This is a genomic window from Microbacterium sp. B35-30 (assembly GCF_010634855.1).
Taxonomy (GTDB): Bacteria; Actinomycetota; Actinomycetes; order Actinomycetales; family Microbacteriaceae; genus Microbacterium.
In genome coordinates this window covers 1-24,444 of the sequence record NZ_MWLQ01000004.1, presented here as the reverse complement: position 1 = coordinate 24,444, position 24,444 = coordinate 1, and the positions used below count along the sequence as shown (strand labels likewise).

General features: G+C 71.5%; 26 protein-coding genes. 14 read left to right on the top strand and 12 right to left on the bottom strand.

The genetic code is table 11. The features are described from left to right. Window positions 1-135 precede the first annotated feature (135 nt). Both B2K11_RS02280 and B2K11_RS02275 read left to right on the top strand, forming a co-directional pair. A complete protein-coding gene (locus B2K11_RS02280; RefSeq protein ID WP_163616430.1) occupies window positions 136-969 on the top strand; it encodes an arginase family protein in 834 nt (277 codons plus the stop codon). After that, entirely contained in the window at window positions 966-1,424 is a 459-nt protein-coding gene (locus B2K11_RS02275) for a Fe-S oxidoreductase (RefSeq protein ID WP_204259979.1), read from the top strand. Before B2K11_RS02280 ends, B2K11_RS02275 begins: the two co-directional genes overlap by 4 nt. 88 nt (window positions 1,425-1,512) lie before the next feature. Here B2K11_RS02275 and B2K11_RS02270 read toward each other — a convergent pair whose 3' ends face one another. From B2K11_RS02270 to B2K11_RS02260, 3 genes are all read right to left on the bottom strand, one after another. Next, window positions 1,513-1,989, bottom strand: coding sequence for an SIP domain-containing protein (locus tag B2K11_RS02270; protein WP_163616428.1), 477 nt, complete (start codon window positions 1,987-1,989; stop codon window positions 1,513-1,515). A gap of 93 nt (window positions 1,990-2,082) precedes the next feature. Further along, on the bottom strand, window positions 2,083-2,841 hold the full coding sequence (locus B2K11_RS02265; RefSeq protein ID WP_239525613.1) for a tyrosine-protein phosphatase: 759 nt from the start codon (window positions 2,839-2,841) through the stop codon (window positions 2,083-2,085). Beyond that, window positions 2,838-3,347, bottom strand: a complete 510-nt coding sequence (locus B2K11_RS02260; protein ID WP_163616426.1) for a carboxymuconolactone decarboxylase family protein — start codon at window positions 3,345-3,347, stop codon at window positions 2,838-2,840. Before B2K11_RS02260 ends, B2K11_RS02265 begins: the two co-directional genes overlap by 4 nt. A gap of 67 nt (window positions 3,348-3,414) precedes the next feature. Here B2K11_RS02260 and B2K11_RS02255 point away from each other — a divergent pair, with 67 nt between their 5' ends. The 8 genes from B2K11_RS02255 to B2K11_RS02220 all read left to right on the top strand — a co-directional run bounded on the left by B2K11_RS02255 (window position 3,415) and on the right by B2K11_RS02220 (window position 11,419). Then, window positions 3,415-4,353, top strand: coding sequence for an alpha/beta hydrolase (locus tag B2K11_RS02255; protein ID WP_239525611.1), 939 nt, complete (start codon window positions 3,415-3,417; stop codon window positions 4,351-4,353). 315 nt (window positions 4,354-4,668) lie between these two features. Then, a complete protein-coding gene (locus B2K11_RS02250) occupies window positions 4,669-6,180 on the top strand; it encodes an ABC transporter substrate-binding protein (protein WP_163616422.1) in 1,512 nt (503 codons plus the stop codon). Then, window positions 6,177-7,127 carry an ABC transporter permease gene (locus B2K11_RS02245; protein WP_163616420.1) on the top strand — a complete coding sequence of 317 codons (951 nt, stop codon included), beginning with the start codon at window positions 6,177-6,179 and terminating at the stop codon, window positions 7,125-7,127. The genes B2K11_RS02250 and B2K11_RS02245 overlap by 4 nt, the downstream gene beginning before the upstream one ends. 221 nt (window positions 7,128-7,348) lie before the next feature. Beyond that, window positions 7,349-8,176: an ABC transporter permease gene (locus tag B2K11_RS02240; RefSeq protein WP_163616474.1), complete on the top strand. Its 828-nt coding sequence runs from the start codon at window positions 7,349-7,351 to the stop codon at window positions 8,174-8,176. Next, window positions 8,173-9,003, top strand: coding sequence for an ABC transporter ATP-binding protein (locus B2K11_RS02235; RefSeq protein ID WP_163616418.1), 831 nt, complete (start codon window positions 8,173-8,175; stop codon window positions 9,001-9,003). The genes B2K11_RS02240 and B2K11_RS02235 overlap by 4 nt, the downstream gene beginning before the upstream one ends. Further along, on the top strand, window positions 9,000-9,803 hold the full coding sequence (locus B2K11_RS02230) for an ATP-binding cassette domain-containing protein (RefSeq protein ID WP_204259978.1): 804 nt from the start codon (window positions 9,000-9,002) through the stop codon (window positions 9,801-9,803). Before B2K11_RS02235 ends, B2K11_RS02230 begins: the two co-directional genes overlap by 4 nt. Before the next feature lie 73 nt (window positions 9,804-9,876). Further along, window positions 9,877-10,947, top strand: a complete 1,071-nt coding sequence (locus tag B2K11_RS02225) for a M4 family metallopeptidase (protein ID WP_163616409.1) — start codon at window positions 9,877-9,879, stop codon at window positions 10,945-10,947. Beyond that, the gene (locus tag B2K11_RS02220; RefSeq protein ID WP_239525609.1) at window positions 10,925-11,419 is read left to right on the top strand and encodes a hypothetical protein; all 495 of its coding nucleotides are present in this window, start codon (window positions 10,925-10,927) and stop codon (window positions 11,417-11,419) included. Before B2K11_RS02225 ends, B2K11_RS02220 begins: the two co-directional genes overlap by 23 nt. 3 nt (window positions 11,420-11,422) lie before the next feature. Here the strand turns inward: B2K11_RS02220 and B2K11_RS02215 are convergent, their stop codons facing one another. From B2K11_RS02215 to B2K11_RS02205, 3 genes are all read right to left on the bottom strand, one after another. Continuing rightward, window positions 11,423-12,034, bottom strand: coding sequence for a GNAT family N-acetyltransferase (locus B2K11_RS02215; RefSeq protein ID WP_163616407.1), 612 nt, complete (start codon window positions 12,032-12,034; stop codon window positions 11,423-11,425). A 30-nt stretch (window positions 12,035-12,064) separates the two neighbouring features. Further along, window positions 12,065-12,757: a uracil-DNA glycosylase gene (locus tag B2K11_RS02210; RefSeq protein ID WP_163616405.1), complete on the bottom strand. Its 693-nt coding sequence runs from the start codon at window positions 12,755-12,757 to the stop codon at window positions 12,065-12,067. 70 nt (window positions 12,758-12,827) lie between these two features. Further along, entirely contained in the window at window positions 12,828-13,616 is a 789-nt protein-coding gene (locus tag B2K11_RS02205; RefSeq protein WP_204259977.1) for an SDR family oxidoreductase, read from the bottom strand. 249 nt (window positions 13,617-13,865) lie between these two features. Between B2K11_RS02205 and B2K11_RS02200 the strand changes: the two genes are divergently transcribed. Next, the gene (locus B2K11_RS02200; protein WP_163616403.1) at window positions 13,866-15,188 is read left to right on the top strand and encodes a bifunctional o-acetylhomoserine/o-acetylserine sulfhydrylase; all 1,323 of its coding nucleotides are present in this window, start codon (window positions 13,866-13,868) and stop codon (window positions 15,186-15,188) included. A 64-nt stretch (window positions 15,189-15,252) separates the two neighbouring features. Here the strand turns inward: B2K11_RS02200 and B2K11_RS02195 are convergent, their stop codons facing one another. Beyond that, a complete protein-coding gene (locus B2K11_RS02195; RefSeq protein ID WP_163616401.1) occupies window positions 15,253-15,498 on the bottom strand; it encodes a hypothetical protein in 246 nt (81 codons plus the stop codon). Between the two features lie 98 nt (window positions 15,499-15,596). Between B2K11_RS02195 and B2K11_RS02190 the strand changes: the two genes are divergently transcribed. Next, a complete protein-coding gene (locus tag B2K11_RS02190; protein ID WP_163616399.1) occupies window positions 15,597-16,802 on the top strand; it encodes a homoserine O-acetyltransferase in 1,206 nt (401 codons plus the stop codon). Between the two features lie 69 nt (window positions 16,803-16,871). Further along, complete coding sequence (locus B2K11_RS02185) at window positions 16,872-18,527, top strand: heme peroxidase family protein (RefSeq protein WP_163616398.1); 1,656 nt, start codon at window positions 16,872-16,874, stop codon at window positions 18,525-18,527. Here the strand turns inward: B2K11_RS02185 and B2K11_RS02180 are convergent. The 5 genes from B2K11_RS02180 to B2K11_RS02160 form a co-directional block, all read right to left on the bottom strand. Continuing rightward, the gene (locus B2K11_RS02180) at window positions 18,514-19,290 is read right to left on the bottom strand and encodes an NUDIX hydrolase (RefSeq protein WP_163616396.1); all 777 of its coding nucleotides are present in this window, start codon (window positions 19,288-19,290) and stop codon (window positions 18,514-18,516) included. The two genes, B2K11_RS02185 and B2K11_RS02180, sit on opposite strands and share 14 nt — an antisense overlap. 55 nt (window positions 19,291-19,345) lie before the next feature. Continuing rightward, entirely contained in the window at window positions 19,346-20,530 is a 1,185-nt protein-coding gene (locus B2K11_RS02175) for an MFS transporter (RefSeq protein ID WP_163616468.1), read from the bottom strand. Between the two features lie 131 nt (window positions 20,531-20,661). Continuing rightward, on the bottom strand, window positions 20,662-21,003 hold the full coding sequence (locus tag B2K11_RS02170; protein WP_163616395.1) for a thiamine-binding protein: 342 nt from the start codon (window positions 21,001-21,003) through the stop codon (window positions 20,662-20,664). A 56-nt stretch (window positions 21,004-21,059) separates the two neighbouring features. Continuing rightward, window positions 21,060-22,271 (bottom strand): glycosyltransferase 87 family protein, encoded by a 1,212-nt coding sequence (locus B2K11_RS02165; protein WP_163616393.1) that lies wholly within the window; start codon window positions 22,269-22,271, stop codon window positions 21,060-21,062. Window positions 22,272-22,413: 142 nt separating this feature from the next. Continuing rightward, a complete protein-coding gene (locus B2K11_RS02160) occupies window positions 22,414-23,277 on the bottom strand; it encodes an ADP/ATP-dependent (S)-NAD(P)H-hydrate dehydratase (RefSeq protein WP_163616392.1) in 864 nt (287 codons plus the stop codon). A 43-nt stretch (window positions 23,278-23,320) separates the two neighbouring features. Between B2K11_RS02160 and B2K11_RS02155 the strand changes: the two genes are divergently transcribed. Then, window positions 23,321-24,385 (top strand): NADH:flavin oxidoreductase/NADH oxidase, encoded by a 1,065-nt coding sequence (locus tag B2K11_RS02155; protein ID WP_163616390.1) that lies wholly within the window; start codon window positions 23,321-23,323, stop codon window positions 24,383-24,385. Window positions 24,386-24,444: the final 59 nt, after the last annotated feature.

Here is a 24,444-nt window from a genome sequence, read left to right as displayed (position 1 = left end):
CGACGAGAAGGGCGCCGGGTCCGCACGGATCCGGCGCCCTTCTCCGTGCGCGGGGCCGGCGCCCGTTCGCCGGCAGCGTGCGGCCACTGCGCGGCACGAATGCCGCGGGCCGGCGCGGTGCGCGAAGATGAGGGGATGACGCGATATCTCGTGGTTCCGCAGTGGCAGGGAAGCCCGTCCTCCCGTGCGATGCAGCTCATCGACGGCGCCCACGCGATCGCAGGAGACCTGCCCCGATCCTCGACCACCGTGCTGGATGTGCCCATGGAGGCCGGAGAGGCTCTGGGCACCGGCATCCACCGCCTCAGCGCCCTGCAGCGCGTGCGGGGGCTGGTGGCCGACGCGCTGGAGGCGCATGACGTCGACGCGCCCGAAGAGCACGTCCTCACGATCGGCGGCGACTGCGGCATCGCCCTCGCGCCGATCGCGCACGCGGCACGCCGGTCCCCCGGCCTCGCGGTGGTGTGGATCGACGCGCACCCCGATCTCAACTCGCCCGACACGTCGGCGTCCGGCGCGTTCGCGGGCATGGTGCTGCGCGCCGTGATCGGCGATGGTGTGCCGGAGCTCTCACTGGACGGGGCGGTCCGAGGCGACCGGGTCGTCGTCGGCGGGGCGCGCTCGTACGACGACCCCGAACTGGCCGCCGTCGAGGAGTTCGGCATCACGGCACTGACCGTGGAGGCGCTGCGCGATCCCGACGCCCTCGCGGACGCGGTGCTCGCCACCGGCGCCGACGCGGTCTACATCCACGTCGACATCGACGCCCTGGATCCGGCCGAGATCGCCGGCAACGCCCACCCCGAGCCGTTCGGCGTCACCGTCGTCGAGCTGACCTCGGCGATCGCACGCCTGCGCGCCCGGGTGCCCATGGTGGGGGCATCCCTGGCCGGCTACTCCCCCGCGTCCGCCGCGGCGGCCACCGACGACCTCGGCGCGATCCTCCGCGTGATCGGAGCGCTCGCGTGAGTCCGATCCCCACGCCGCCGCCGGGCTGGCACGCTGCCGCCGAGCGCGCCGTGCTCCGCGGCCGGCGCCTGGACGAGCTCATCCCCTCGTTCCTGCTGGACTCGCCCATCAGCCGCGTCGGCTACTGGTACGGGTGTGCGGTCGGGTGGATCTGGGGGACGCTCTGGAGCACCGGCCCCATCGAGAAGCGCGAGGGGCTGTGGGTGTTCCGTGGGATGCCACGGTGGACGTTCCCGCGGGGCGGCTCATGCGTCGGCGGATGCTTCCTCACCGGCGACGGCCGCCCCAGCGATGCACTGCTGCGCCACGAGGCCGTGCACAAGCGTCAATGGCAGCGCTACGGGCTGCTGATGCCGCTGCTGTACCTGCTGGCGGGCCGCAACCCGCTCCGCAACCGGTTCGAGATCGAGGCCGGGCTGGCCGACGGCAACTACGTGCCCCGCGGCGCCGCCTGACGAAATCGTCCAGCGACGTCGCCCGGATGAAGATCACGTCGCGACGGCGCGCGCCGGGGGCCGGCGGCACATCGCCGGGGCGCTGCGGTCAGCGGGCGGTCGTCAGACCGTACTGCTCGGGCGCGTGGATCGAGTCCGCACGGATGCCGAGATCGACGAGGTGGTCGACGATGTCGGCTGTGCCCAGGTAGCCGCCGAGCAGGTGGATGCGGGTCTGGTCGTCCTCGGCGCAGAGCATCTCGTCGGCCCAGGCGGTGACGGCGCGCGCGAGCGCCTCGCCCGATCCGCACCCACGACCCGTGCCGGGGGCGCCGGAGCGCTGCGAGCGATCGAGCCACGTCACGACCATGCGGCTCGGCGCGGTGATATCCGCTTGCCACGAGTCATCCGGGATCTCGATGAAGACCCGGCCCGTCGAGCAGATCGGCAGGGTCGCCAGCACGGCTTCGAGCTCGGCCAGCGAGGACTCGTCAGCGGTGATCAGGTGCTGCACGCGCGTATGACGCGACGCGCGGCACGCCGACGCGTTGTGCGCGACGGCCTGAGTCTGAGTGGTGTGGGGCATGGCTCCTCCAGTATACCCACTATGAAGGGTTGCCTTACCTCACTGATACACCGTTCCTGATACACCGCGACACACGGCGACGGATGCCGCAGCTCAGGCGCCGGGCTTCAGCAGCACGCGGCGGAGCTCCACGATCTCGTCGTCGGCCAGGCCGTGGGCGCGCAGGTACTCCTCGGCCGAGCCGTAGCGGTGGGTCACATCGTCGAGCAGCGCGCGCATGACCGGTGCCGGGGAACGCGTCGCGAGGTCCTCGAGGTGCACCGCCTCGGGATGCATCGTTCGCAGCATCTCGACGATGCGGCGATTGCGCCGCGGCGGGAGCAGCCCCTCGGTGCGCGCGTAGTCCCCGACGACGGCCTCGGCGTCGACGCCGGCCGCGGCGAGCGTCAGCGCGATCGTCACGCCGGTGCGGTCCTTGCCGACGGTGCAGTGCACGAGCACCGGCTGATCGGCGAGGATGCCGCGCACGACCGCGACCACACCCGCCGACGAGTCGTCGACGAGGCGCCGGTACATCTCATCGAGGCTGAGGTCGTCGCGGAAGAACGACTCGACCGAGCCGAGGAAGAGGGGCACGCGCTGGGTGACGACGTCGAGCCCGGAGATGCGGCTGGGCTCGCGCGCGACCTCGTCGTCGGCCCGGAGGTCGATGATGCGGCGCAGCCGCAGCTCCGCGAGCGCACGGGTGCCGTCGGCATCCAGCCGAGCGAGGTTGCCCGACCGGAACAGCACACCGTGACGCGTCGACCCGGACCCCGCGCGCAGGCCACCCACGTCGCGGAGGTTCATCGCGCCGGAGACGAACGGATCCGGCGGCAGAGCGTCGCCCGGCGCCGGTGCGGGCTCTGTCACCACGCGGCGCCCGCGGCGGCGTCCTTGTCTTCGCCGACGAGGTCGTCGCGCGGCGGAGTGCTGTAGCGGCCCGCGATCGCGATGCGGTTGAACGCGTTGATCGACACGAGGATCCAGCTGAGCGCGACGTACTCCTTCTCGCTCAGCACGCCGCCGACGCTGTCGTAGACCTCGTCGGGGATGCCCTCCTCGTGGATGTACACGTAGGCCTCGGCGAGCTCCAGCCCCGCCCGCTCCCGGTCGGAGAACACACCGGACTCGCGCCACACCGGGAGCTGCGCGATGTCGTCTGCCGTGATCCCGGCGGCGCCGGCACGCTCGACGTGCACGCGCACGCAGTAGGCGCAGCCGTTGAGCTGCGAGGCGTGGATCTGCACGAGCTCCTTGAGCCGGTCGTCGATGCCGTTCTCGGCGGCGATGCCGCCCACGGTCTTCGAGAACGCGGAGAGCGCCTGGTAGGCGGGTCGCGCCGCTCGCGAGAGGTGCACGCGGTGTTCTGCCGTCATGACGCCAGACTACCGACGGGCAGGCGGCACCGGGTCGAACACCTTCCCGGTGCGGCATGATGAGCGGGTGAGCGACCCCATCGACGAGTTCTCGTTCCTTTCCGAGCAGGCGGCCGAGGCCGGCATCGACGCTCCCCCTCCCCGCGGCGAGCGCCTCACCCTCCCCCTCGCGAGCGGCCGCCGGCTCAGCGCCCTGCGCTACTCCCCCGCCGACGCACCGGACGCCGCACCCGTCGTGACCTTCCTCCACGGCGCCGGCCTCAACGCGCACACCTGGGACACGACGATCCTCGCGCTCGGGCTGCCCGCGCTCGCGATCGACCTGCCTGGTCACGGCGACTCGTCGTGGCGCGACGACGCCGCCTATGTCGCGCGCGTGCTCGCCCCGGATGTGGCCGACGGCATCGCGGCGTGGACCGACGCGCCGCAGCTGCTCGTCGGTCAGTCGCTCGGAGGGCTGACCGCCGCCGCGGTGGCGGCATCCCGTCCGGATCTCGTCCGCGAGCTGGTCGTCATCGACATCACGCCGGGCGTCGACCCGAACGCGGGCCCGACCCAGATCCGCGACTTCTTCGCCGGACCGGTCGACTGGGCGTCGCGCGACGAGCTCGTCGACCGCGCGCTGTCGTTCGGACTCGGCGGCGGCACCCGACGCAAGGCCGAGCGCGGTGTGTACTTCAACTCCCGTGTACGCCCCGACGGGCGCGTCGAGTGGAAGCACCACTTCGCGCACCTCGCGAATGCCGCATCGGCCTCTCCCGTGCCTCGGCAGGATGCCGTCGCGTCGGTGCTCGGCGAGGCCGGCTGGGAGGATCTCGCCACCGTCGCGGCGCGGACGACGCTCATCCGCGGCGACCGCGGCTACGTGACGGAAGTGGATGCCGCGGAGTTCCTGCGACGCGTGCCCGAGGCATCCGTCGTCACCGTCCCGTCGGGCCACAACGTGCAGGAGGAGATCCCCCTCGAGCTCGGCGGGCGCCTGCGGACGCTGGCCGGCGTGAACTGACCGGGGCCGTCTCTCTCCGGTCGTTGAGCGAGGGAGCGCCGGCGACCGAGACGAAACGCCCCGAACGACTGACGGTCTGCGCCGGGTGCAGGCGTTTCGTCTCGGTCGTTCCTCGCTCGCTCAACGACCGGGGACGCAGGAGCCGCTGCACGGCCTGCGGGAAGCTCTAACGCTTCTGTTGCGTTGCGGGAAGCGGGTTGCCGCCTCACCCTGCGATATCCCTAGGCTGTTACCCGCACGTTGCCGCCCCGATCGGCGCCGTCACCGCACACCAGCAGTCGCCGCACAGCACCGGGACCCTCCCGAAAGGACCTCATGCTCCGCCGCACCACTCTCGCCACCGCCGCGTTCCTGGCCGCCGGCCTCCTCGCCCTCACCGCCTGCGCCGGCGGCGGCGGCGAGACCGCGCCCACGTCGACGGGCGAGCCCGACCCCGATGCGTCGGTCGCGATCCGGCTGGTGCTGGAGCCCGGAAACCTCGACATCCGCGAGACGGCGGGCTCGGCGCTGGATCAGATCCTGGTCGACAACATCTACCAGGGACTCGTCGCCCGCACCCCCGAGCAGGACATCGTGCCCGCGCTCGCGAGTGACTGGACCGTCTCGCCCGACGGCCTGACCTACACTTTCACGCTGCGTGAGGGCGTCACCTTCCACGACGGGCAGCCGCTGACGCCGCAGGATGTCGTCTGGTCGCTCACCACCCGCCGCGACACCCCCGGATGGCGCGACTCGGCGCGGCTCGCGAACGTGACCTCGATCGCGGCCGAAGGGCAGGACGTCAGCCTCACGCTGAGCGCACCGGACTCGACACTGCTGTGGAACCTCACCGGTCGCGCCGGCATCGTCCTCAAGGAGGGCGACACCGTCGACTACAAGACCAAGGCAAACGGCACCGGCCCGTTCGTCCTCGCGAACTGGCGCCAGGGCGACAGCATCACGTTCACCCGCAACGACGCCTACTGGGGCGACGCGGCGGCCGCCGCCGAGGTGGTGTTCGACTACATCCCCGACAACCAGGCGGCCCTCAACGCGGCGCTGGGGGGCGAGATCGACGTGCTCACCGGATTCGACGCGAACCTGCAGGAGCAGGTCGAGGCGAACGGCGACTTCGCGCTCGAACTCGGCCAGTCCACCGACAAGGGCACGCTGGCGTTCAACCAGACCTCCGGCCCACTCGCCGACAAGCGCGTGCGACAGGCCATCCGCCAGGCGATCGACCACGACGCCATCATCGAGGCGCTGGCGTCGGGACAGACCCAGTACGGGCCGATCCCCGAGCTGGACCCCGGCTACGAGGACCTGTCGGATGTCGCCCCCTACGATCCCGAGGCCGCCAGGGAGCTGCTCGCCGAGGCGGACGTCGAGGACCTCGAGCTCACGCTCACGATCCCGAGCTTCTACTCGACGACCATTCCGCAGATCCTGGTGTCGGACCTCGACGAGGTCGGCATCACGCTCGACGTGAACTCCGTCGACTTCACGACCTGGCTCACCGACGTCTACACGAACAAGGACTACGAGCTGAGCTTCGTGCTCCACACCGAGGCCCGCGACTTCGAGAACTGGGCCGACCCGGACTACTACTTCACCTACGACAACCCCGAGGTGCAGGAGCTGTACGCCCAGTCGCTCGCGGCCACCGACGAGGCGGAGGCCGCCGACCTGCTGCAGCAGGCGGGCCGCCTCGTCGCCGAGGACCACGCCGCCGACTGGCTGTACAACGGCGCGTCCGTGATCGCCGTCGGCACTAACATCACCGGTATGCCCTCGATCAACGTGAACGAGCGCCTCAACATCGTCGAGATCGCCAAGAGCAACGGGTGATCCGGTACACGCTGACCCGACTCGCCCTGCTCCTGCTCGGGCTTCTCGTCGCCAGCGTGCTGATCTTCGTCACCCTCCGCGTGCTCCCCGGTGACATCGCGTCGCTCATCGCGGGCGTCGGCTCCAGCGCCGAGCAGCAGGACGCGATCCGGGAGCGGCTGGGCCTTGACCGGCCGCTTCCGGCGCAGTACCTGGACTGGATCGGCGGCCTGTTCCGGGGAGACCTCGGAACGTCGCTCCTCACCGGCACCAGCGTCGTCGACGAGCTCGCCCAGAAGGCGGAGGTGACGGTGCCCCTCGGCATCCTGTCGCTCCTGATCGCTGTCGTGATCAGCGTGCCGCTCGGGGTGCTCTCGGCGATGCGCCGCGGACGCGCCGACGGCACGGCGCTCAGCGTCGGCGCGCAGGCGCTGGCCGCCGTCCCCGTCGTCTGGGCCGGCATGATGCTGGTCGTGGTGTTCGCCGTCTGGCTCGGGTGGCTGCCCGCACAGGGCTTTCCCCGCGCCGGCTGGAACGATCCGTGGGCGGCGCTGCGCTCCCTGATCCTGCCGGCGCTCACGATCGGCATCGTCGAGGGTGCGATGCTGCTGCGGTTCGTGCGCAGCGCGACGCTGCAGGCGGTCGGGCAGGACTTCGTGCGCACCGCCGCGGCGAAGGGGCTCACCCGCGACCGGGCCCTCATCCGCCACGGCCTGCCCGTGGTCGGCCTCTCGGTGATCACCGTGCTCGGGCTGCAGGTCGCCGGGATCATCGTGGGCGCCGTCGTCATCGAGCAGCTGTTCTCGCTCCCCGGCATCGGCCGCATGCTGGTCGCCGACGTCGCCGCCCGCGACCTGCCGAAGGTGCAGGGCGAGCTGCTCGCGCTCACCGGGTTCGTGCTGATCGTCGGCTTCGTCGTCGACCTGCTGCACCGCGTGATCGACCCGCGTCAGCGGGAGGCGTCGTGAGCCCTTCGACAAGCTCAGGGACCGGTGATCACGAGGACCATGTCCCAGTTTCGGTCGCTCCCGGTGATGCGGAACGATCGATTTCGGGACATGCAGTGAGGGATTCGGGACAGGGAGGGAGCACGGATGCCGCGGCCCCGGCGCCGCCCCCATCGCGGCGTCGGTCGCGCTGGGCGTGGCTCGGGCGCCTCTGGGCGCTCTCGACGGGCCGGTTCGGCCTCATCGTCGTCGCGGTGGTCGTCCTCACCGCCGTGGTCGCCCGGTTCTGGACGCCGTTCGATCCGCAGCAGGTGGAGATCTCGAACCGCTGGGAACCGCCGGGCTGGCCGCACCTCCTCGGCACCGACGGATCGGGCCGCGACATCCTGAGCCTGCTGATGGCCGGTGCCCGCACCACGGTGCTGGTCGCGGTCGGCGCCGGCATCGTCGCGACGGCGATCGGCATCTCCCTCGCCGCGCTCGGCGCCCTGACCGTGCGGTGGGTGCGCGAGTCGGTGGCGGTGTTCGTCGACATCCTCATCGCCTTCCCGGTGCTCATCATCGCGATGATGATCTCGGCGGTGTGGGGCGGGTCGCTCTGGGTGGTGATCTGGGCGGTGGGCATCGGCTTCGGCGTGAACATCGCGCGGGTGACCCGGCCGGAGCTTCGACGGGTGCTTCAGAGCGACTTCGTGCTCGCGGGCCGGGCATCGGGTCTCACCCCGACGCAGAATCTCTGGCGGCACCTTCTCCCCAACGTCGCCCCCGTGTTCATCGTCCAGCTGTCGTGGGGCATGGCGGTCGCCGTGCTCGCCGAGGCGGGGCTGTCGTACCTGGGCTTCGGCGCGCCGGTGACCGAGCCGTCCTGGGGACTGCTGCTGGCGCAGCTGCAGCAGTTCATCGCGGTGCACCCGCTGTCGGTGGTCTGGCCAGGTCTCGCCATCACGCTCACCGTCCTCGGCCTCAACCTGCTCGGCGACGGGCTCCGCGAGGCGACCGACCCGACGCTCTCGCGCAGCCCCTTCGCCACGCGCCGCGCACGCCTGCACATCCCCGAGGTGGTGTCATGAGCCTCGAGGTGCACGACCTCACGATCGACATCGGCGGGCGCCGTGTCGTCGACGGCGTCTCCTTCGAGGTGCCCGACGGCGCGAGGGTCGGCCTCATCGGCGAGTCGGGGTCGGGCAAGTCGCTGACAGCTCTGGCCGTCTTGGGACTGCTCCCCGACGGGGCCACGGCCGGAGGCAGCGTGCGCTGGAACGGCCGCGAGATCCTCGGCCTCGCCGATGCCGAGCTCGCACAGCTCCGCGGCGACGAGATCGGCATCGTCTTTCAGGAGCCGCGCACGGCGCTCAACCCCATCCGCACCGTCGGCCGTCAGATCGCCGAGTCGATCCGCATCCACCAGGGCCTGTCGAAACGGGATGCCGCCGCCCGCGCCGTCGCCGAGGCATCCCGTGTCTCCCTGCCCGACCCCGACCGCCTCGTGGCCCGCTACCCGCATCAGCTGTCGGGCGGCCAGCGGCAGCGCGTCGCGATCGCGATGGCCCTCGCCTGCCGCCCCCGGCTGCTCATCGCCGACGAGCCGACGACGGCGCTCGACGTCACCATCCAGGCCGAGATCCTCGACCTCCTGCTGTCGCTCGCACGCGACGACGGCATGTCCCTCGTCTTCATCACGCACGACCTCGCCGTGCTGTCGCAGATCGCCACGCACGGCGTGGTGCTCGAGCACGGACGCGTGGTCGAGCAGGCGCCGGTGGCGCAGCTGCTCTCGGCACCGGCATCCGTCGTCACGCAGGAGCTGCTGCGCGACGCGACCGCCACGCTGTGGCGCCCGGATGGCCGCGCCGACGAGCCGGTGGCCCGGGGCGAGACCACGGAGGGCACAGCATGACGGTGCTGATCCGCGGCCGCGCGCTGACGCGCCGCTACCCCGCCCCCAAGACGCAGCTGTTCGGCAGACGCGCCTTCACGACGGGGCTGGAGGATGCCGACATCGACGTCCGGGAGGGCTCGTCGGTGGGGCTGATCGGCGAATCGGGCTCGGGCAAGTCCACCCTTGTGCGCCTGCTGCTCGGTCTCGACACGCCCTCGGCCGGGACGGTCGAGTTCGACGGACGCCCGGTGGACGCGAGCGCCTCGGCGCGGTCGCTGCACTGGCTGCGCCGGCAGACGGGGATCGTGTTCCAGGATCCCTACGCCTCACTCGACCCCCGCATGAACGTCGGGCGCATCGTCGGCGAGCCGCTGTGGGCCCTGGGGATCGAGGGCGACCGGCGCGCCCGCGTGCGCGAAGTGCTGGAGGACGTCGGACTCGAGGCGGGGATGGCCGACCGCTTCCCCCACGAGTTCTCGGGCGGTCAGCGGCAGCGCGTCGCGCTCGCGCGCGCGATCGTGCACCGCCCCCGCCTGCTCGTGGGCGACGAGCCGCTGTCGGCGCTCGACGTCACGGTGCGCGCGCAGATCCTCGACCTGCTGGGCGAACTGCGCCGGCGCGACGGGCTCACACTGCTCCTGGTCTCGCACGACATCGGCGTCGTGCAGAACCTGTGCGACGAGGTCGTCGTCATGAAGGACGGCCGCATCGTCGAGGAGGGACCGACCGAGAAGGTGCTGCTGCAGCCCCAGGTGGCGTACACCCGCCGGCTGCTGGCATCCATCCCCGTCATCGACGCCGGAACCGCGAAAGGGTAGCTTTCCGCACGCGGCGGCACGCGGAGACCTCCCCTTCACGGTGTGCGTCGGCGGTCGCCGATAGGTTCGGAGCATGGCCCCCGGAATCGTTCCGCCGTACCTGCTCGCCCGTATCGCCGCCGCGCAGGAAGAGGGCTGGGCGCGCGCCGCCGAGGCGGCGCGCACGACCCTCGCCGCTCCCCGCGACTACCGCCCGGTGCGGTCGCGGCTGCGCCTGTCGATCCAGGAGCCGGGCACGCTCGTCGCCGAGACCACGCCTGCTCCCGACCGTGAGATCTCCGACGCGCAGCAGCGCGAGGTCGTGCCCGGCGTGCGGGTGCGCGGCGAAGACGATCCGGCGACCGGCGACGCTGCCGTCGACCAGGCGTTCGACGGGCTCGGAGCCACCTACGACCTCTGGTGGGACGCTTTCGCCCGCGACAGCATCGACGGGTCGGGCAGCTCGCTCCTGGCCACCGTGCACTACGGCCGCGACTACGACAACGCGTTCTGGAACGGCGAGCGCATGGTGTTCGGCGACGGCGACGGCGAGGTGTTCCGGGGTTTCACCGGGTCGCTCAGTGTCATCGCCCACGAGCTCGCCCACGGCGTCGTCGAGGACGAGGGCGGGCTGCTGTACCGCGGGCAGTCGGGCGCTCTCAACGAGTCGATCGCCGACGTGTTCGGCGCCCTCGCCGAGCAGCACCGCGATGGGCAGACCGCAGACGCGGCGAGCTGGCTCATCGGCGAGGGCATCTTCACGGATGCCGTGCAGGGGCGCGCGCTGCGATCCCTCGCCGCGCCCGGCACGGCGTACGACGACGACGTGCTCGGCAAGGATCCGCAGCCGGCGCACATGCGCGACTTCGTCCAGACGCGCGACGACAACGGCGGCGTGCACATCAACTCCGGCATCCCGAACCACGCGTTCTACCTCACGGCCACCGCGCTGGGCGGCCGCGCGTGGGAGCGTGCCGGCCTGGTCTGGTACCGCACGCTGACGGCCGGCACGCTGCCGTCCACGGCGGACTTCACGACGTTCGCCCGCGCCACCCTGACGGCGGCGGCCGCGGAGTACGGTGAGAACTCGGAGGAGGTCGACGCCGTCCGCGCCGGGTGGGCGTGCGTCGGCGTGATCCCGGATGACACAGTTACCCAGCCCTGACCCGCCCCGCGCGACCGACCCGACGCCCGCCGTCGAGGTCGATGTCGCGCGGACCGGGGGCATCGCCGGCATCACACGCCGGTGGTCGGCGCAGCCGCCGGAGTCCGAGGCATCCGAGTGGATCTCGCTCATCGACCGCTGCCCCTGGAGCGAGGCGCCCTCCCCCGTCGGCGCCGAGGCGGACGGCGCCGCCGCGGAGGATCAGGCCGCGCCGGCGACGGATCCACCTCGGAGCACAGCCGACGCACCGGCCTCCTCCGAGGGCACGCCGTCAGCGCCGCCCGCGCCGCCGCGCGCGCCGATGCCCGACGGCTTCGTGTGGTTCATCCGCGCGACGTGGTCGGGGGCGGATCCCCACGAGGCGGAACTGCCCGACGACGCAGTCGTCGGCGCGTGGCGCGAGCTGGTCGACGCGGTGCGCGACTGGAACCGCCAGGGCGGGTCCTCTGGATCCGGACGCGCCGGTCGCTGACTCTCAGCGGGTGAAGACGCCCTTCTTCTTGACCGGTTTGAGAGCCTTCTGCATGTAGATCGTTCCGAGCCACCGCCCGAACTTGAACCCGACACGACCCATCCGCCCGACCTCGACGAACCCGAGCTTCTCGTGGAGTGCAATGGAGCCCTCGGCGCCTTTGTCGCTGATCACCGCGACCATCTGACGGATGCCGACCGCCTCGCTCGCCTCGATGAGCGCCTCCAGCAGGGCTTTGCCGAGGCCTTTGCCGGTGGCCGCCTGCCCCAGGTAGATCGAGTTCTCGACCGAGAACCGGTAGGCCGACTTGCTCGACATCGGCTGCACCAGCGCATACCCGAGGATCTGACCGGACGGCGACTCTGCCACGAGGAACGGCAGTCCCTGCGCGGCAAGGCCGTCCCGCTTCTTGCGCCACTGGCCGACCGACCAGATCTCTTCGTCGAACGTCACCACCGAGTTGGTGACGTAGTAGTTGTAGATCTCACGGATGTCGGGCATGTCACGGTCTTCGACGGGCCGGATCGTGAACGTGAAGGGGCGCTCGGGCTCGGGCTGCCGCTGCAGATGGCGCGGAAGCCGGCGCCGATCCTTCTCGTATTCCTCCTCGAGCATGCACTCCTCCTGGGTTGTGTGCGTCGCACCCTAGTCGGGCAGCCGCCAGTCGACGGGCGGGGCGCCCTGCTCCGCGAGCAGCTCGTTGGCGCGCGAGAACGGCCGTGATCCGAAGAATCCCCGGCTGGCCGACAGCGGCGACGGGTGCGCCGACTCGATGATCGGCGTCGTGCCGAGGAGCGGCCGCAGATTTGCGGCATCCCGCCCCCACAGGATCGCCACGAGCGGCCGGCCACGCGCAACGAGCGTGCGGATGGCGTGCTCGGTCACCTTCTCCCACCCCCACCCACGATGAGACGCCGGCACCCCGGGCGCCACGGTCAGCACGCGGTTCAGCAGCATGACGCCCTGGTCGCTCCACACCGACAGGTCGCCGTGGGCCGCGCGCGGGATGCCCAGGTCGGTCTCGAGCTCCCGGTAGATGTTGGCGAGGCTCCGCGGCAGCGGCCGCACGTCGGCGTCGACGGCGAACGAGAGTCCGATGGGATGCCCCGGGGTCGGGTACGGGTCCTGTCCGACGATGAGGACCTTGACCTCCGGCAGCGGGCGCTGGAACGCCCGCAGCACCCGGTCGCCGGCCGGCAGGTACGGGCGCCCCTCGGCGACCTCGGCACGCAGCCGGTCGCCGAGGGCGGCGATGTCAGGACCGACGGGTTCGAGTGCCGTCGACCAGTCCGGGTCGATCAGGCCGGCATCGGCGAGCTCGGGCAGCGTCAGGGCCATCACACCCGAGCCCGGGTCGCCGTCATCGTGCCGAGCCCGGTGCTGCGGACGCGCGCCGTGCCGGTGGGCATCAGAGCTCCTCCGTGCTGCGCGAACGGAGCGGACCGCGCGCCAGCAGGAACTGGGCCGACTGCGCGACGGGCCGCATCGTGACGAGGTCGAGGTTGACGTGGCCGGGCGCGTTCAGCGCGAAGGCGATGACGTCGGCCACGTCGCCCGCCGTCAGGGGATTCTCCACGCCGTCGTACACGCGCTCCGCGGCCGCACTGTCGCCGCCGAGCCGGTTCAGCGTGAACTCCGGCGTGTGCACCATGCCGGGCGCGACCTCCATGACGCGGATCGGCTCGCCGTTGAGCTCGAGGCGCAGTGCGTGCGCGAGCATCGCCTCCCCCGCCTTCGCCGCGTTGTAGCCGGCGCCGCCGGCGTACGCCGTCTGCGCGGCGGTCGAGGTCACGAAGAGGGTGTCGGCGTGGCCGTCGGATGCCGCGGCCCGCCGCAGCTGCGGCAGCAGCGCCGAGACGAGACGCTGGGCAGAGAGGACGTTCACCTCGAACATCCACTGCCAGTCCTCGACGCGGCCGTCCTCGACGCGATCCGTACCGCGTGCGCCGCCCGCGATGTGGACGAGCGCGTGGACCGGGCCGGTCTCGGCGAGGAAGCCGGTGAGCGCCTCGACGTCGGCGTCCGCCGTGAGATCGGCCGCGAAGGCCACGGCGCCGGTCTCGGCCTCGAGCGCGGCGAGCCGGTCGGCGCGTCGCGCGACCCCGACCACGTCCCACCCGGTGTCGCGCAGCGCGCGCACCGCCGCCTCGCCGATCCCCGAGCTCGCCCCGGTCACCACTGCGCGTCTGTTCGCCATGCCTCCACGCTACCCACCCGCGTGCCGGTCACCCACTCGCTCACTTGTCACAGATGCGCACGACACGCCGGGCGGGGCGTACATCTGAGACAAGTCAACGAAGGGGCGACGGGCGGGGGCGCGCTGCGCGACGTGCGAGGGCGCGTTACGTCACATTTCCCGGGTGTTGTTGACAACGCGGCACGGTCCGTACTGTCGAACGCGGCTGGGGGCGTCTGCTCCCGGCATCCGAACCCGCAGGAGCAAGCCATGTCCGCACCCGAGAACTGGCGTTTCGAGACCAAGCAGATCCACTCGGGCGCCCAGCCCGACCCGGTGACGAAGGCTCGCGCGACCCCGATCTACCAGACGACGTCGTACGTCTTCGACAACGCCGATCACGCGGCGAACCTCTTCGCGCTCGCGGAGTTCGGCAACATCTACACGCGCATCCAGAACCCGACGCAGGCCGTCGTCGAGGAGCGCCTCGCCGCACTCGAAGGCGGCACCGGTGCGCTGCTCCTTGCGAGCGGCCAGGCCGCCGCCACCTCCGCCGTCCTCAACATCGCGGAGTCCGGCGATCACATCGTGTCGTCGAGCTCGATCTACGGCGGCACGTACAACCTCTTCAAGTACACGCTGGCGAAGCTCGGCATCGAGACGACATTCGTCGAGAACCAGGACGACCCCGAGGAGTGGAGCCGCGCCGTCCGGCCGAACACCAAGCTCTTCTTCGCCGAGACCATCGGCAACCCGAAGATCAACGTGCTCGACATCCGCGCCGTCGCCGACGTCGCGCACGTGAACGGCGTGCCGCTCATCGTCGACAACACGATCGCCACCCCGTACCTCATCAAGCCGTTCGAGCACGGCGCCGACATCATCGTCCACTCCGCGACGAAGTTCCTCGGCGGCCACGGCACCACCATCGGCGGCGTGATCGTCGACGGCGGCACGTTCGAGTGGTCGAAGAACGTCGAGAAGTTCCCCGGCCTCACGGTTCCCGACCCGTCGTACCACGGCGCGTCGTACACTGCGGCGGTCGGCGACGGCCTCGCCTACATCATCAAGGCGCGCGTCCAGCTGCTGCGCGACCTCGGTGCCGCGATCTCGCCGAACAGCGCGTGGCTGCTCATCCAGGGCATCGAGACGCTGTCGCTGCGCGTCGAGCGCCACGTGCAGAACGCGCAGGAGATCGCGGAGTGGCTCGAGAACCACTCGGATGTCGCGTCGGTCAACTACTCCGGCCTGCCGACCTCGCCGTGGTACGCCGCCGCGAACAACTACGCGCCCAAGGGCGTCGGCGCGGTGCTGTCGTTCGAGCTCAAGGGCGGTGTCGAGGCGGGACGCGAGTTCGTCAACTCGCTGTCGCTCTTCAGCCACCTGGCCAACATCGGCGATGTCCGCTCGCTCGTGATCCACCCCGCGTCGACGACGCACTCGCAGCTCACGCCCGAGCAGCAGCTCACGACCGGTGTCACGCCGGGCCTCGTGCGCCTCTCGGTCGGCCTCGAGAACATCGACGACCTCAAGGCCGACCTCGCGCAGGCGCTCGCGGCGGCCCGGCGCGTGTCGGAGGCCGCTCGCGCCTGACAGCCCTCCTCCTCGGGTGAGCGGATGCCGTGTCCCGACGCCGTGCGTCGGGACACGGCATTCGTCATTCCGTCTGGTCGGACGCGAAGTCGGCGGCCAGCTGCTCGGCGGTGAGGTGCTCGCCCGGCACCGGACGGGGCAGCGGCGGCGCCGCGGCGTCGGTGTGCCACGGCTGCGCCGGCTCGCCGCCACCGGCCCCAGGCTCAGCCGGATCGAAGACGACGTCGACGTCGTGGTCGATGTCGTGCTCCTGCGGGGGAAGCGGCGCCCGAGGCTCGTGGGCGGGCATGAAGGGCTCAGCGCTGGACATGCGCGCATTCTGGCATGCTCGGGTGCACGGTCGATGTCCACACTGCGCGCACCCGTAACAGACCGCGTGCCGCCACACCGGCAGGCGAGAATGGACGAATGGACTGGCAGACCTCCGAAGACACGGTGCCGAGCGCACCCGTGACGGAGGCCGATGCCCGGCTGCTGCTCGGCCGGCCGCCGGCTACCGGCGCCTGGCGCGACGGCGATCCGGTCGGCGAGCGGCATTTCGCCGCGTTCGGCTCGTTCCGCACCGAGGGCGGTCGCGAGCTTCCCGCATATCGACTCGCGTACGAGACGTGGGGCGAGCTCAACGCCGCGCGTGACAACGCCGTGCTCGTGCTCCACGCACTCACCGGCGACAGCCACCTTCGCGGGCCGGCGGGAGCGGGGCATCCGACGTCGGGCTGGTGGGACGACATCGTCGGCCCGGGCGCCCCCATCGACACGGATCGCTGGTTCGTCGTCGCCCCGAACATGCTCGGCGGATGCCAGGGATCGACGGGTCCGGCATCCATCGGTCCCGACGGGTACGAGTGGGCCTCGCGTTTCCCCTATCTCACGATCCGCGACCAGGTCTCGGCCCAGCGGCGTCTGGCCGACGCGCTCGGCATCGACGTCTGGGCTGCCGTCGTGGGCGGGTCCATGGGCGGCATGCACGCGCTCGAGTGGGGGGTCTCGGATCCGGATCGCGTGGCGCGTGTCGGCATCCTGTCGTCGCCTCCGGTCAACACCGCCGACCAGGTCGCGCTCAACTCGGTGCAGCTCGAGGCCATCCGGATCGACCCCCGCTTCCAGAACGGCGAGTACTACGACGCGGGCGACGGCGACGGCCCGAACCGCGGTCTGGCACTCGCCCGCCGCATGGCTCTGCTGAACTACCGCTCCCCCACAGAGCTCAACCAGCGGTTCCAGCGCAGCTGGCAGTCCGGCGTGAGCCCGCTCGGCCACGGCGGTCGCTTCGCCGTGGAGTCGTACTTGGACTTCCACGGCAACAAGTTCACGCGCCGCTTCGACGCGAACTCGTACATCACGCTCGTCGAAGCGATGAACTCGCACGACGTCGGCCGCGACCGTGGCGGCGTCGAAGACGCCCTCGCCCGCGTGACGGCGACGACGCTCGTGCTCGGCATCGACAGCGACCGGCTGTTCCCCATCGACGGGCAGCACCGGATCGCGCGGGGCATCCGTCACACGCTCGACGGCGATCGCGCCGTCGTGCTCTCCAGCGACTTCGGCCACGACGGCTTCCTGATCGAGACGCACGCCGTGGGCGCGCACCTGCGGCGCCTGCTCGAGTCCTGAATTCCGCAGCGGCGGTATCAGCATCCGGGGCGCGATCCTCCCACTGGGCAATGTCCCAAGGAGGGAATCATGAGCACTGATACCAGATCGGGTGCCGAGACACCCGAAGACGCGTTCGCCGCGCAGCCCTTCCTGCGAGAGCAGCTGGGCCTGAACCGAACCCGCGAGAGGTCGCCGGGAGAGAAACGGCAGGCGCCGCGACTTCCCGTCGACATTCGCTCCTCGCTGGAGGCGGTACGACCGGAGCATGGGAGGTTCCACGGCGCGAAGTTCTCGCTCGGGTACTTCCCCGCGCACGAGGTGTTCTCGTCGGCGGCCGACAAGTTCGGGTACATGACGAAGGCGAAGGTGCGCGCCGCCAGCCGGCTGCCACTGGACGACGCGACGCGCGCCCTGCTCGCTCAGCTCGGCGACCTCATGGCGAACAGCGGTCGCGAGACCGCGGCCGACTCGGCCACGCCGTCGGGCTACACCTACGTCGGGCAGTTCGTCGATCACGACATCACCCTCGACGTGTCATCGGCGCTGGACGCGCCGGCGCTCGTCGACGCGACCGTCATCAACAACATGCGCTCGCCGATGCTCGATCTCGACAGCGTGTACGGCAGAGGCCCCGCGGTCGACGCGTTCCTCTACGCCGCGCCCGCGCCGGGAGAACCGGCATCCGCGTTCCGGATGCTGCTCGGCACGAATCTGCCCAGCGGCCCGGGCGGCGCAGGCGGCGCGTCGGGTGGCAACGGCATCATCGCGCACACCGACTTCGACGTGCCGCGCACCTCGGCGCTCACGGCGATCATCGGCGACCCGCGCAACAACGAGAACCTCATCGTGTCGCAGCTGCACCACGCGATGCTGCGCTTCCACAACGCGATCGTCGACGCGCTGATCGCTGACGGGTTCACCGGCGACATCTTCGTAGAGGCGAAGCGGGAGGCGACGCTGCACTATCAGTGGGCCGTGCTGCACGACTTCCTGCCGCGCATCTGCGGTCAGGCGGCCGTCGACGACGCCCTGGCGAACGTCAAGGCGAAGGCGAACAGCGGGTTCCAGATGCCCGTGGAGTTCTCGGTCGCCGCGTACCGGTTCGGGCACAGCATGATCCGCGACGAGTACTGGCTGAACTTCGAGCTGCGCAACAAGCCGATGTCGGACGTCTTCGCGTTCATCCACGAACCGCACCTGCCGGTCCGCTCGAACTGGGTCGTCGACTTCAACGCGTTCTTCGAGACCGGGTTCAGCGTTCCCGTGTTCAACAGCGCGCGCAAGATCGACAGTGTGCTCGCCAGCGCGCTCGAGGACCTCGACGGCAGCGGCACCAACGCGCTCATGAGCATCCTCGCGACGCGCAACCTGCTGCGCGGCCTCGTGCTGGGTCTGCCCAGCGGACAGGCCACGGCGGCGGCTCTCGGGGTGCCGGTGCTCACCACGGCCCAGCTCACCGACGGGCTTCCTGCCGACGAGATCGCGGTACTGCAGCAGCAGAACGGCCTTCTCCTCGAGAAGACGCCGCTCTGGTACTACGTGCTGCGCGAGGCGATGGTCACCACGGGTGGCGAGCATCTGGGACCGCTCGGGGCGAAGATCGTTGCCGACACGTTCGTCACCCTGCTGCGCCGCGACGCGCTCTCGATGCTGAACGTCTCGTTCATCCCGACCCGGGGCGCCGCGCCCGGAGCGTTCACGTTCGCCGACCTCGTCCGGGTCGCGGACATCATCGGCGCGTGAGGCCGGCTCCGTCCGTGCGCTCGTAGCGCCACGGAAGGGCGCCGATCTCGAGGCGATGACGGGATCCGGATGCCGCGGCTGCGGCATCCGGATCCCATTCGTCGTCGCCCTGCCACAGCAGCACGGGTCCGTCGCCGCCGCGGTGCGCGACCGTCTCGAAGCGCTGGACGCCGCCCAGCCGCGCGGCACCGAGCACGGAAGCCGTGTCGGCGTGACCGGCCAGGCCGTGCAGCGTCACCCACGTCGGCGGGTACAGCGTGAACTCACCGCGGCCGTGCCGTGCGAGAGCGTCGGTCGGCCGCACCCACTCGGAAGCGACCGCCTCGTGAGGCGACAGCGCGAGCACGCCTGTCGCGACCGGGGCGACGAAGAACCAGGTGCGGATCCGCAGCGCCAGTCCCGGCGGCGGGTCCCAGCACGACAGCGTCACGAGCGCTTCCGGGTCGACGGCGAGGCCGGTCTCTTCGTGCGTCTCGCGCACAGCCGCCGCTCGCGCGGTCGACTCTTCCGGTTCTTCGGCGGCGCCGCGGTCGTCGACCTCGAGCTTGCCGCCCGGAAACACCCACGCTCCGGCGAAAGACCCGCGGTCGGGCCGCTCGATCATGAGCACCTCGAGACCGTGGCTGCTGTCGCGGAGCAGGACCACCGTCGCGGCGACGGGGATCGCGGGGTCGGTCGCGTCCTCGGGACGACGCGTGCGGGCGCCGCCGATCGAGTCGTTCAGCGCCTGCAGCGCGCGGTCGGCGGGCGTCGGCTGCGGCATCCGCTCACTCTACCCAGCACTCTCGCCGCGCTGGCGTCCGGCCGGCGCGCGGCGATCAGACCGCGACGAGGGCGCGACGCCGCTCGGCTGCGATGCTCGCCACGGCGAGCACGAGACCGGCGCCGGCGAGCGCCACACCGACCCACGCGGGCGCGATGAAGCCCCAGCCCGCCGCGATCACGACGCCGCCGAGGAACGCGCCCAGGCTGTTGCCGATGTTGAGCGCGGAGTGGTTGAGCGCCGCCGCGATCGACTGGTTGTCCTGCGCGACGTCCATCAGACGGGTCTGGATCGTGGGGCTGAGCGCCGACGCGACGAAACCGGTGGCGAAGACGAAGAACGCGAGGGCCCAGATCCACTGCGCCGTCAGGGCCAGGAGGGCCAGCACGACGGCGAGCCCGATCAGGCCGCCGACGAGGGTGCGCTTGAGGTCGACGTCGGCCAGGTGTCCGCCGACGAGGTTTCCGACGGTCATCCCGAGGCCCATGACCACCAGCACGATGGGCACCACCCATTCGGGCGAGCCCGCGACCTCGGTCACCAGCGGGGCGACGTAGCTGTAGACCGCGAAGAAGCCTCCGAAGCCGATCGCTCCGACACCCAGCGCGAGCCACACCTGCCCGATCCGGAAGACCTTGAGCTCGGCGCGCATGGTGCGGCTCGGGTCGCCGGGGTGCTCCGGCACGAAGAACGCGATGAGGATCGTCGCCGCGGCGAAGATCGCCGCGACCACCATGAACGCGGCGCGCCAGCCGACCTGCTGTCCGAGGTAGGTGCCGAGCGGGACCCCCACCACGTTGGCGACGGTGAGGCCGGTCAGCACGAACGCCACGCCCTTCGCCCGCATGCCGGGGCCGAGCACCTCCGCGGCGACGAGCGCGCCGATGCCGAAGTACGCGCCGTGCGGCAGTCCGGCGAGGAACCGGGACGCCGCGACCCATTCGAACGTCGGGGCGAGGAAGGTCAGCGCGTTGAACACCGTGAGCGCCAGCGCGAGCCCGATCATGACGCGATGACGCGGATACTTCGCCACCGCACCGGCGATCGTCGGCGCACCGACCACGACCCCGAGCGCGTACAGCGAGATGAGCCAGCCGGCCTGCGCGATCGCGTCTTCGGAGCGCGTCGCCCACAGCGACGGCAGCAGGTCCTCCGCGATGTTCGGCAGCAGCCCCATGACGACGAACTCCGTCATTCCGATGCCGAAGCTGCCGACGGCGAGGGAGAGGAGCGCCCACATCGCCGCCTTCTTCGACAGCGAGGGAGTCGTCAGATTCGAGGAGGGCACCCCGTCACGTTAGCGGCGGCATCGCCCACTGTCGAATCGATTCGGAACGGGACGTCACCGGTATTGCGTGGCGCTGCCGGCGGTCAGCCGAGCCCGCCTTCGGCCTTCTGCCGGTCCACGGCCGCCTCGAGACGCTCGATCTTGCCGTCGAGCTCGCCGGAGTACCCGAGACGGATGTCGGCCTTGAGCACGAGCGACACCCGCGAGCCGTAGGGCGCCACCGCGTCGGTGGCGCGCTTGACGACGTCGAAGACCTCGTCCCACTCCCCCTCGATCTCGGTGAACATCGACGTCGTGCGGTGCGGCAGACCGCTGTCGCGGACCACCCGCACCGCGGCGGCCACGGCGTCGTGCACCGAGCCGTCGGCGTTGCCGGTCCCACCCTGTGGTTGTCCGCTGGGTGCGACGGAGAAGGCGACGAGCATGGCGAACCTCCGGTTCGAGGAGCTTTCAGGGCGCCGACGGATGCCGCCACCGACGTCTACTCTGGCACGCGCGATCGCGCCGCCCGGTGCACGCCGACGCGCGCGAGACGCACCACGACCCAGACGAACAGCCCGACGAGGAGCAGGTTGCGGACGACGAGGAGGGCGACCGCACCGGGCAGCAGCACGAGGATGGCGTCGTACCAGAACGGGAAGATCAGCTGCGTGAGCGCGAGGATCACGACCGTGAGGACCGCCGGGCGCAGCCAGCGCCGCCGATCGAGGACGAGACCCACCACGACGGGGGCGATCAGCCAGGTCATGTACTGGGGCGAGCCGACCTTGTTGAGCACGATGAAGCCGAGCACGAGCGCGGCGGCGAGCGGGGGGAACAGCGCGACGAACGTGGCTCCGAGCCAGGCCTTGACGGCTCCGACGGCGGCGATCGCCAGCATCCCGGCGATGAGCAGCGGTGTCATCACCGCGATCACCGCTTCCGTGCCGGGGCCGGCCACCTGGAACGTGATCAGATCCTCGTCGTACACGACCGCCGCGCCCGGCAGTCCGGCGGCTGCCAGCAGCATGTACACCGTGCTGACGGGCGCCTCGATCTGAAGTCCGCGGGAGGTCTGGTCGCCGACGAAGCTGAGCAGGTGGGCGCCGCCGCCGGCGATGACGACCGCGACAGCGACGACGGCTGACACGATCGCCGCGCCGCCGACGATCACGAGCCGCCGGCGTACGGCGATCACCGCAGCCACCAGGAGGGCCGCCGGCCATACTTTGATCCAGGTCGCCACCGCCAGCAGCGCCGATCCGAGCCACGGACGACCCACAAGCCAGAGCGAGCCCGCAACGGCGAGCGGCACGGTCACGGCGTCGAGGCGGAACATGCCCACACCGCCGAGTGCCAGGATCGCGGCGAGCCAGAACCACGCGGCGAGCACCCGTCCGCGAGAGCGCCCCCGACCGACGAGCACCGCGAACGCGGCGGCGTCTATGGCGGCGACGAGCAGGCCCCAGCCGAGCGTGTAGTCGAGCAGGGGGTACAGCGCGCCGACCGTGACGATCGGCACGAGCGCGAGTGCCGGGTAGATCCAGTCCTCGGTGATGCCGAGAACCGCCTCGCCCGTGAGCGCGCGTCCCGCCCACCACCGGTACAGCTGGCCGACGTCCCACGAGGCGGCGTGCTCGCCCGCGAAGCCGAGCCAGATCACCACGGCGTGCACGAGGGCGAACGCGATCCACACCACCGCCCGCCGAGACACCCCACCATCCTAGGGACGCGACCCCATTCCGCCCGTCACTCCCACGGCACACCGACTCTGATGGGACGCGGCACGCGATTCCGGATGCCGCGACCCGGGCGCGTGGCGCAGACCCTGGGATTCCGCGCTGTGGCCGGGCGGCTCAGTGCGCGAGCGTCTCGGCGACGGCGCGCGGCAATGCCTCGGCGACGTCCAGCGCCGTGATGGGGCCGTCGCCGAACGGCGGCGAGCTCGGCGCGCGCGCGATGCTCGCGCCCGTGGCGGCGACGGCCCCCGCTCGGCCGTGCAGCCAGGCACCGGAGGCGGCGAGCGCGGCGAGAGACGCGGCATCCGTCGATTCTCCGCGCGCGACAGCCCCGGCGACCAGCGCGCCGATGACCCCGGCGAGGACGTCGCCCGTGCCCGCCGTTGCGAGCCAGGGCGTGCCCGACTCGATGGTCGCCGTCCAGCCGTCGGGGGCGACCACGACCGTCACCGCGCCCTTGAGCAGCACGACCGCACCCGTGGCTTCGGCCGTCTCGCGCGCCGCAGCGGCGCGATCCGCGGGCGCGTGCCCGAGCCCGAGGGCCGATCGCAGCCGTGCGTGCTCGCGGTCGTGCGGCGTGAGGATGCGCGGCGCGGTCGCCTCGGCGGCAAGATCCAGCGCGCCCGCGTCGACCACGACGGGGTCGGTGTCGGACAGCAGGGACCGCAGCGCATCCGCTTCGCCGGGGGGCCGGGCCGCGGCATCTGTTCCCGAACCGATCACCCACGCCTGCACACGGCCGTCCGCCGTCACGGTCTCGGGCCGGCGGGCGAGCACCAGATCGCGCGGACGATCGGGGCCGAGATACCGCACCATGCCGATTCCGGTGCGCCACGCGGCCTCGACGCCGAGCACCGCTGCGCCCGGATACGACTGAGAGCCCGTTCGCATCCCCAGCACGCCTCGGGAATACTTGTCGTCGTCGGCCGTAGGCCTGCGCAGGGCGTGAGAGCTATCCGCCCGCGTCCACGTCCTGACCATGTGGTCACAGTACCGCGCACCCGATTCCAGCTGGAGACCCCCCATGAGCCGCCTGTTCACCCCCCTCAGCCTGCGCGACGTGACGGTGCGCAACCGTCTGTGGGTCTCGCCGATGTGCCAGTACAGCGCGATCGAGGGCGTGCCGCAGGAGTGGCACCACACCCATCTCGCGCAGTTCGCGTCGGGCGGCGCAGGGCTGATCGTGGCCGAGGCGACGGCGGTGTCGCCGGAGGGCCGGATCTCCCCCGACGACACCGGACTGTGGAACGACGAGCAGCGCGACGCGTGGGCGCCGATCGTCGCCGCGATCCGCCGGCGCGGCGCCGTGGCCGGCGTGCAGCTCGCCCACGCCGGCCGCAAGGCGTCGACCTGGCCGCCATTTTCGGACCGGCGCGGGACTGTCGCTGCCGCGGACGGCGGTTGGAACACCGTGGCTCCGTCAGCGATCGCCTTCGACGGCTTCGCCGAGCCGGTCGCCCTCGACCTCGCGGGCATCGACCGCGTGGTCGCCGCCTTCGCGGCGGCCGCTCTGCGAGCTGTGGCCGCGGGTTTCCAGGTGCTCGAACTGCACGCCGCACACGGCTACCTGCTGCACCAGTTCCTCTCGCCCCTGTCGAACCTCCGCGACGACGAGTACGGCGGCTCGCTCGAGAACCGCGCGCGGCTCGTGCTGCGGGTGCTGGATGCGGTGACGGATGCCGCTCCCGGCGTTCCGGTGATCGTGCGGTTCTCCGCCACCGACTGGGCAGACGGCGGGTGGGGTGCCGACGAGACCGCCACCGTCGCGGGCTGGGCCGCCGAGCGGGGCGCCGACTTCTTCGACATCTCCAGCGGCGGCCTCGTCGCCCACCAGCAGCTCACCACCGGCCCGGGCTACCAGGTCGACCTCGCCGCCCGGGTGCGACGCGAAGCCGGCGTGCCGGTGAACGCCGTCGGCATGATCGACGACGCCGCCCACGCCGAGCGCGTGCTCGCCGAGGACGCCGCCGACGCCGTCATGGCCGGCCGCGAATGGCTGCGCGACCCGCACTATGCGCTGCGCGCCGCCACGGAACTCGGCGCCGACATCGACTACTGGCCGAAGCAGTACCTCCGCGCCCGGCGCTGACCGCGTCCGCCGCCGACCAGGACCTCGGTCGTTGAGCGAGCGAGGGACGAGCGAGACGA

Excerpts from the sequence above, each read along its gene's own strand:
- B2K11_RS02160 (WP_163616392.1), bottom strand. The coding sequence starts at position 23,277 with ATGGTCAGGACGTGGACGCGGGCGGATAGCTCTCACGCCCTGCGCAGG.
- B2K11_RS02195 (WP_163616401.1), bottom strand. The coding sequence starts at position 15,498 with ATGTCCAGCGCTGAGCCCTTCATGCCCGCCCACGAGCCTCGGGCGCCG.
- B2K11_RS02175 (WP_163616468.1), bottom strand. The coding sequence starts at position 20,530 with ATGTGGGCGCTCCTCTCCCTCGCCGTCGGCAGCTTCGGCATCGGAATG.
- B2K11_RS02225 (WP_163616409.1), top strand. The coding sequence starts at position 9,877 with ATGGCCCCCGGAATCGTTCCGCCGTACCTGCTCGCCCGTATCGCCGCC.
- B2K11_RS02190 (WP_163616399.1), top strand. The coding sequence starts at position 15,597 with ATGGACTGGCAGACCTCCGAAGACACGGTGCCGAGCGCACCCGTGACG.
- B2K11_RS02185 (WP_163616398.1), top strand. The coding sequence starts at position 16,872 with ATGAGCACTGATACCAGATCGGGTGCCGAGACACCCGAAGACGCGTTC.
- B2K11_RS02205 (WP_204259977.1), bottom strand. The coding sequence starts at position 13,616 with ATGGCGAACAGACGCGCAGTGGTGACCGGGGCGAGCTCGGGGATCGGC.
- B2K11_RS02280 (WP_163616430.1), top strand. The coding sequence starts at position 136 with ATGACGCGATATCTCGTGGTTCCGCAGTGGCAGGGAAGCCCGTCCTCC.
- B2K11_RS02250 (WP_163616422.1), top strand. The coding sequence starts at position 4,669 with ATGCTCCGCCGCACCACTCTCGCCACCGCCGCGTTCCTGGCCGCCGGC.
- B2K11_RS02215 (WP_163616407.1), bottom strand. The coding sequence starts at position 12,034 with ATGCTCGAGGAGGAATACGAGAAGGATCGGCGCCGGCTTCCGCGCCAT.
- B2K11_RS02260 (WP_163616426.1), bottom strand. The coding sequence starts at position 3,347 with ATGACGGCAGAACACCGCGTGCACCTCTCGCGAGCGGCGCGACCCGCC.
- B2K11_RS02170 (WP_163616395.1), bottom strand. The coding sequence starts at position 21,003 with ATGCTCGTCGCCTTCTCCGTCGCACCCAGCGGACAACCACAGGGTGGG.
- B2K11_RS02270 (WP_163616428.1), bottom strand. The coding sequence starts at position 1,989 with ATGCCCCACACCACTCAGACTCAGGCCGTCGCGCACAACGCGTCGGCG.
- B2K11_RS02210 (WP_163616405.1), bottom strand. The coding sequence starts at position 12,757 with ATGGCCCTGACGCTGCCCGAGCTCGCCGATGCCGGCCTGATCGACCCG.
- B2K11_RS02235 (WP_163616418.1), top strand. The coding sequence starts at position 8,173 with ATGAGCCTCGAGGTGCACGACCTCACGATCGACATCGGCGGGCGCCGT.
- B2K11_RS02200 (WP_163616403.1), top strand. The coding sequence starts at position 13,866 with ATGTCCGCACCCGAGAACTGGCGTTTCGAGACCAAGCAGATCCACTCG.
- B2K11_RS02155 (WP_163616390.1), top strand. The coding sequence starts at position 23,321 with ATGAGCCGCCTGTTCACCCCCCTCAGCCTGCGCGACGTGACGGTGCGC.
- B2K11_RS02220 (WP_239525609.1), top strand. The coding sequence starts at position 10,925 with ATGACACAGTTACCCAGCCCTGACCCGCCCCGCGCGACCGACCCGACG.
- B2K11_RS02230 (WP_204259978.1), top strand. The coding sequence starts at position 9,000 with ATGACGGTGCTGATCCGCGGCCGCGCGCTGACGCGCCGCTACCCCGCC.
- B2K11_RS02180 (WP_163616396.1), bottom strand. The coding sequence starts at position 19,290 with ATGCCGCAGCCGACGCCCGCCGACCGCGCGCTGCAGGCGCTGAACGAC.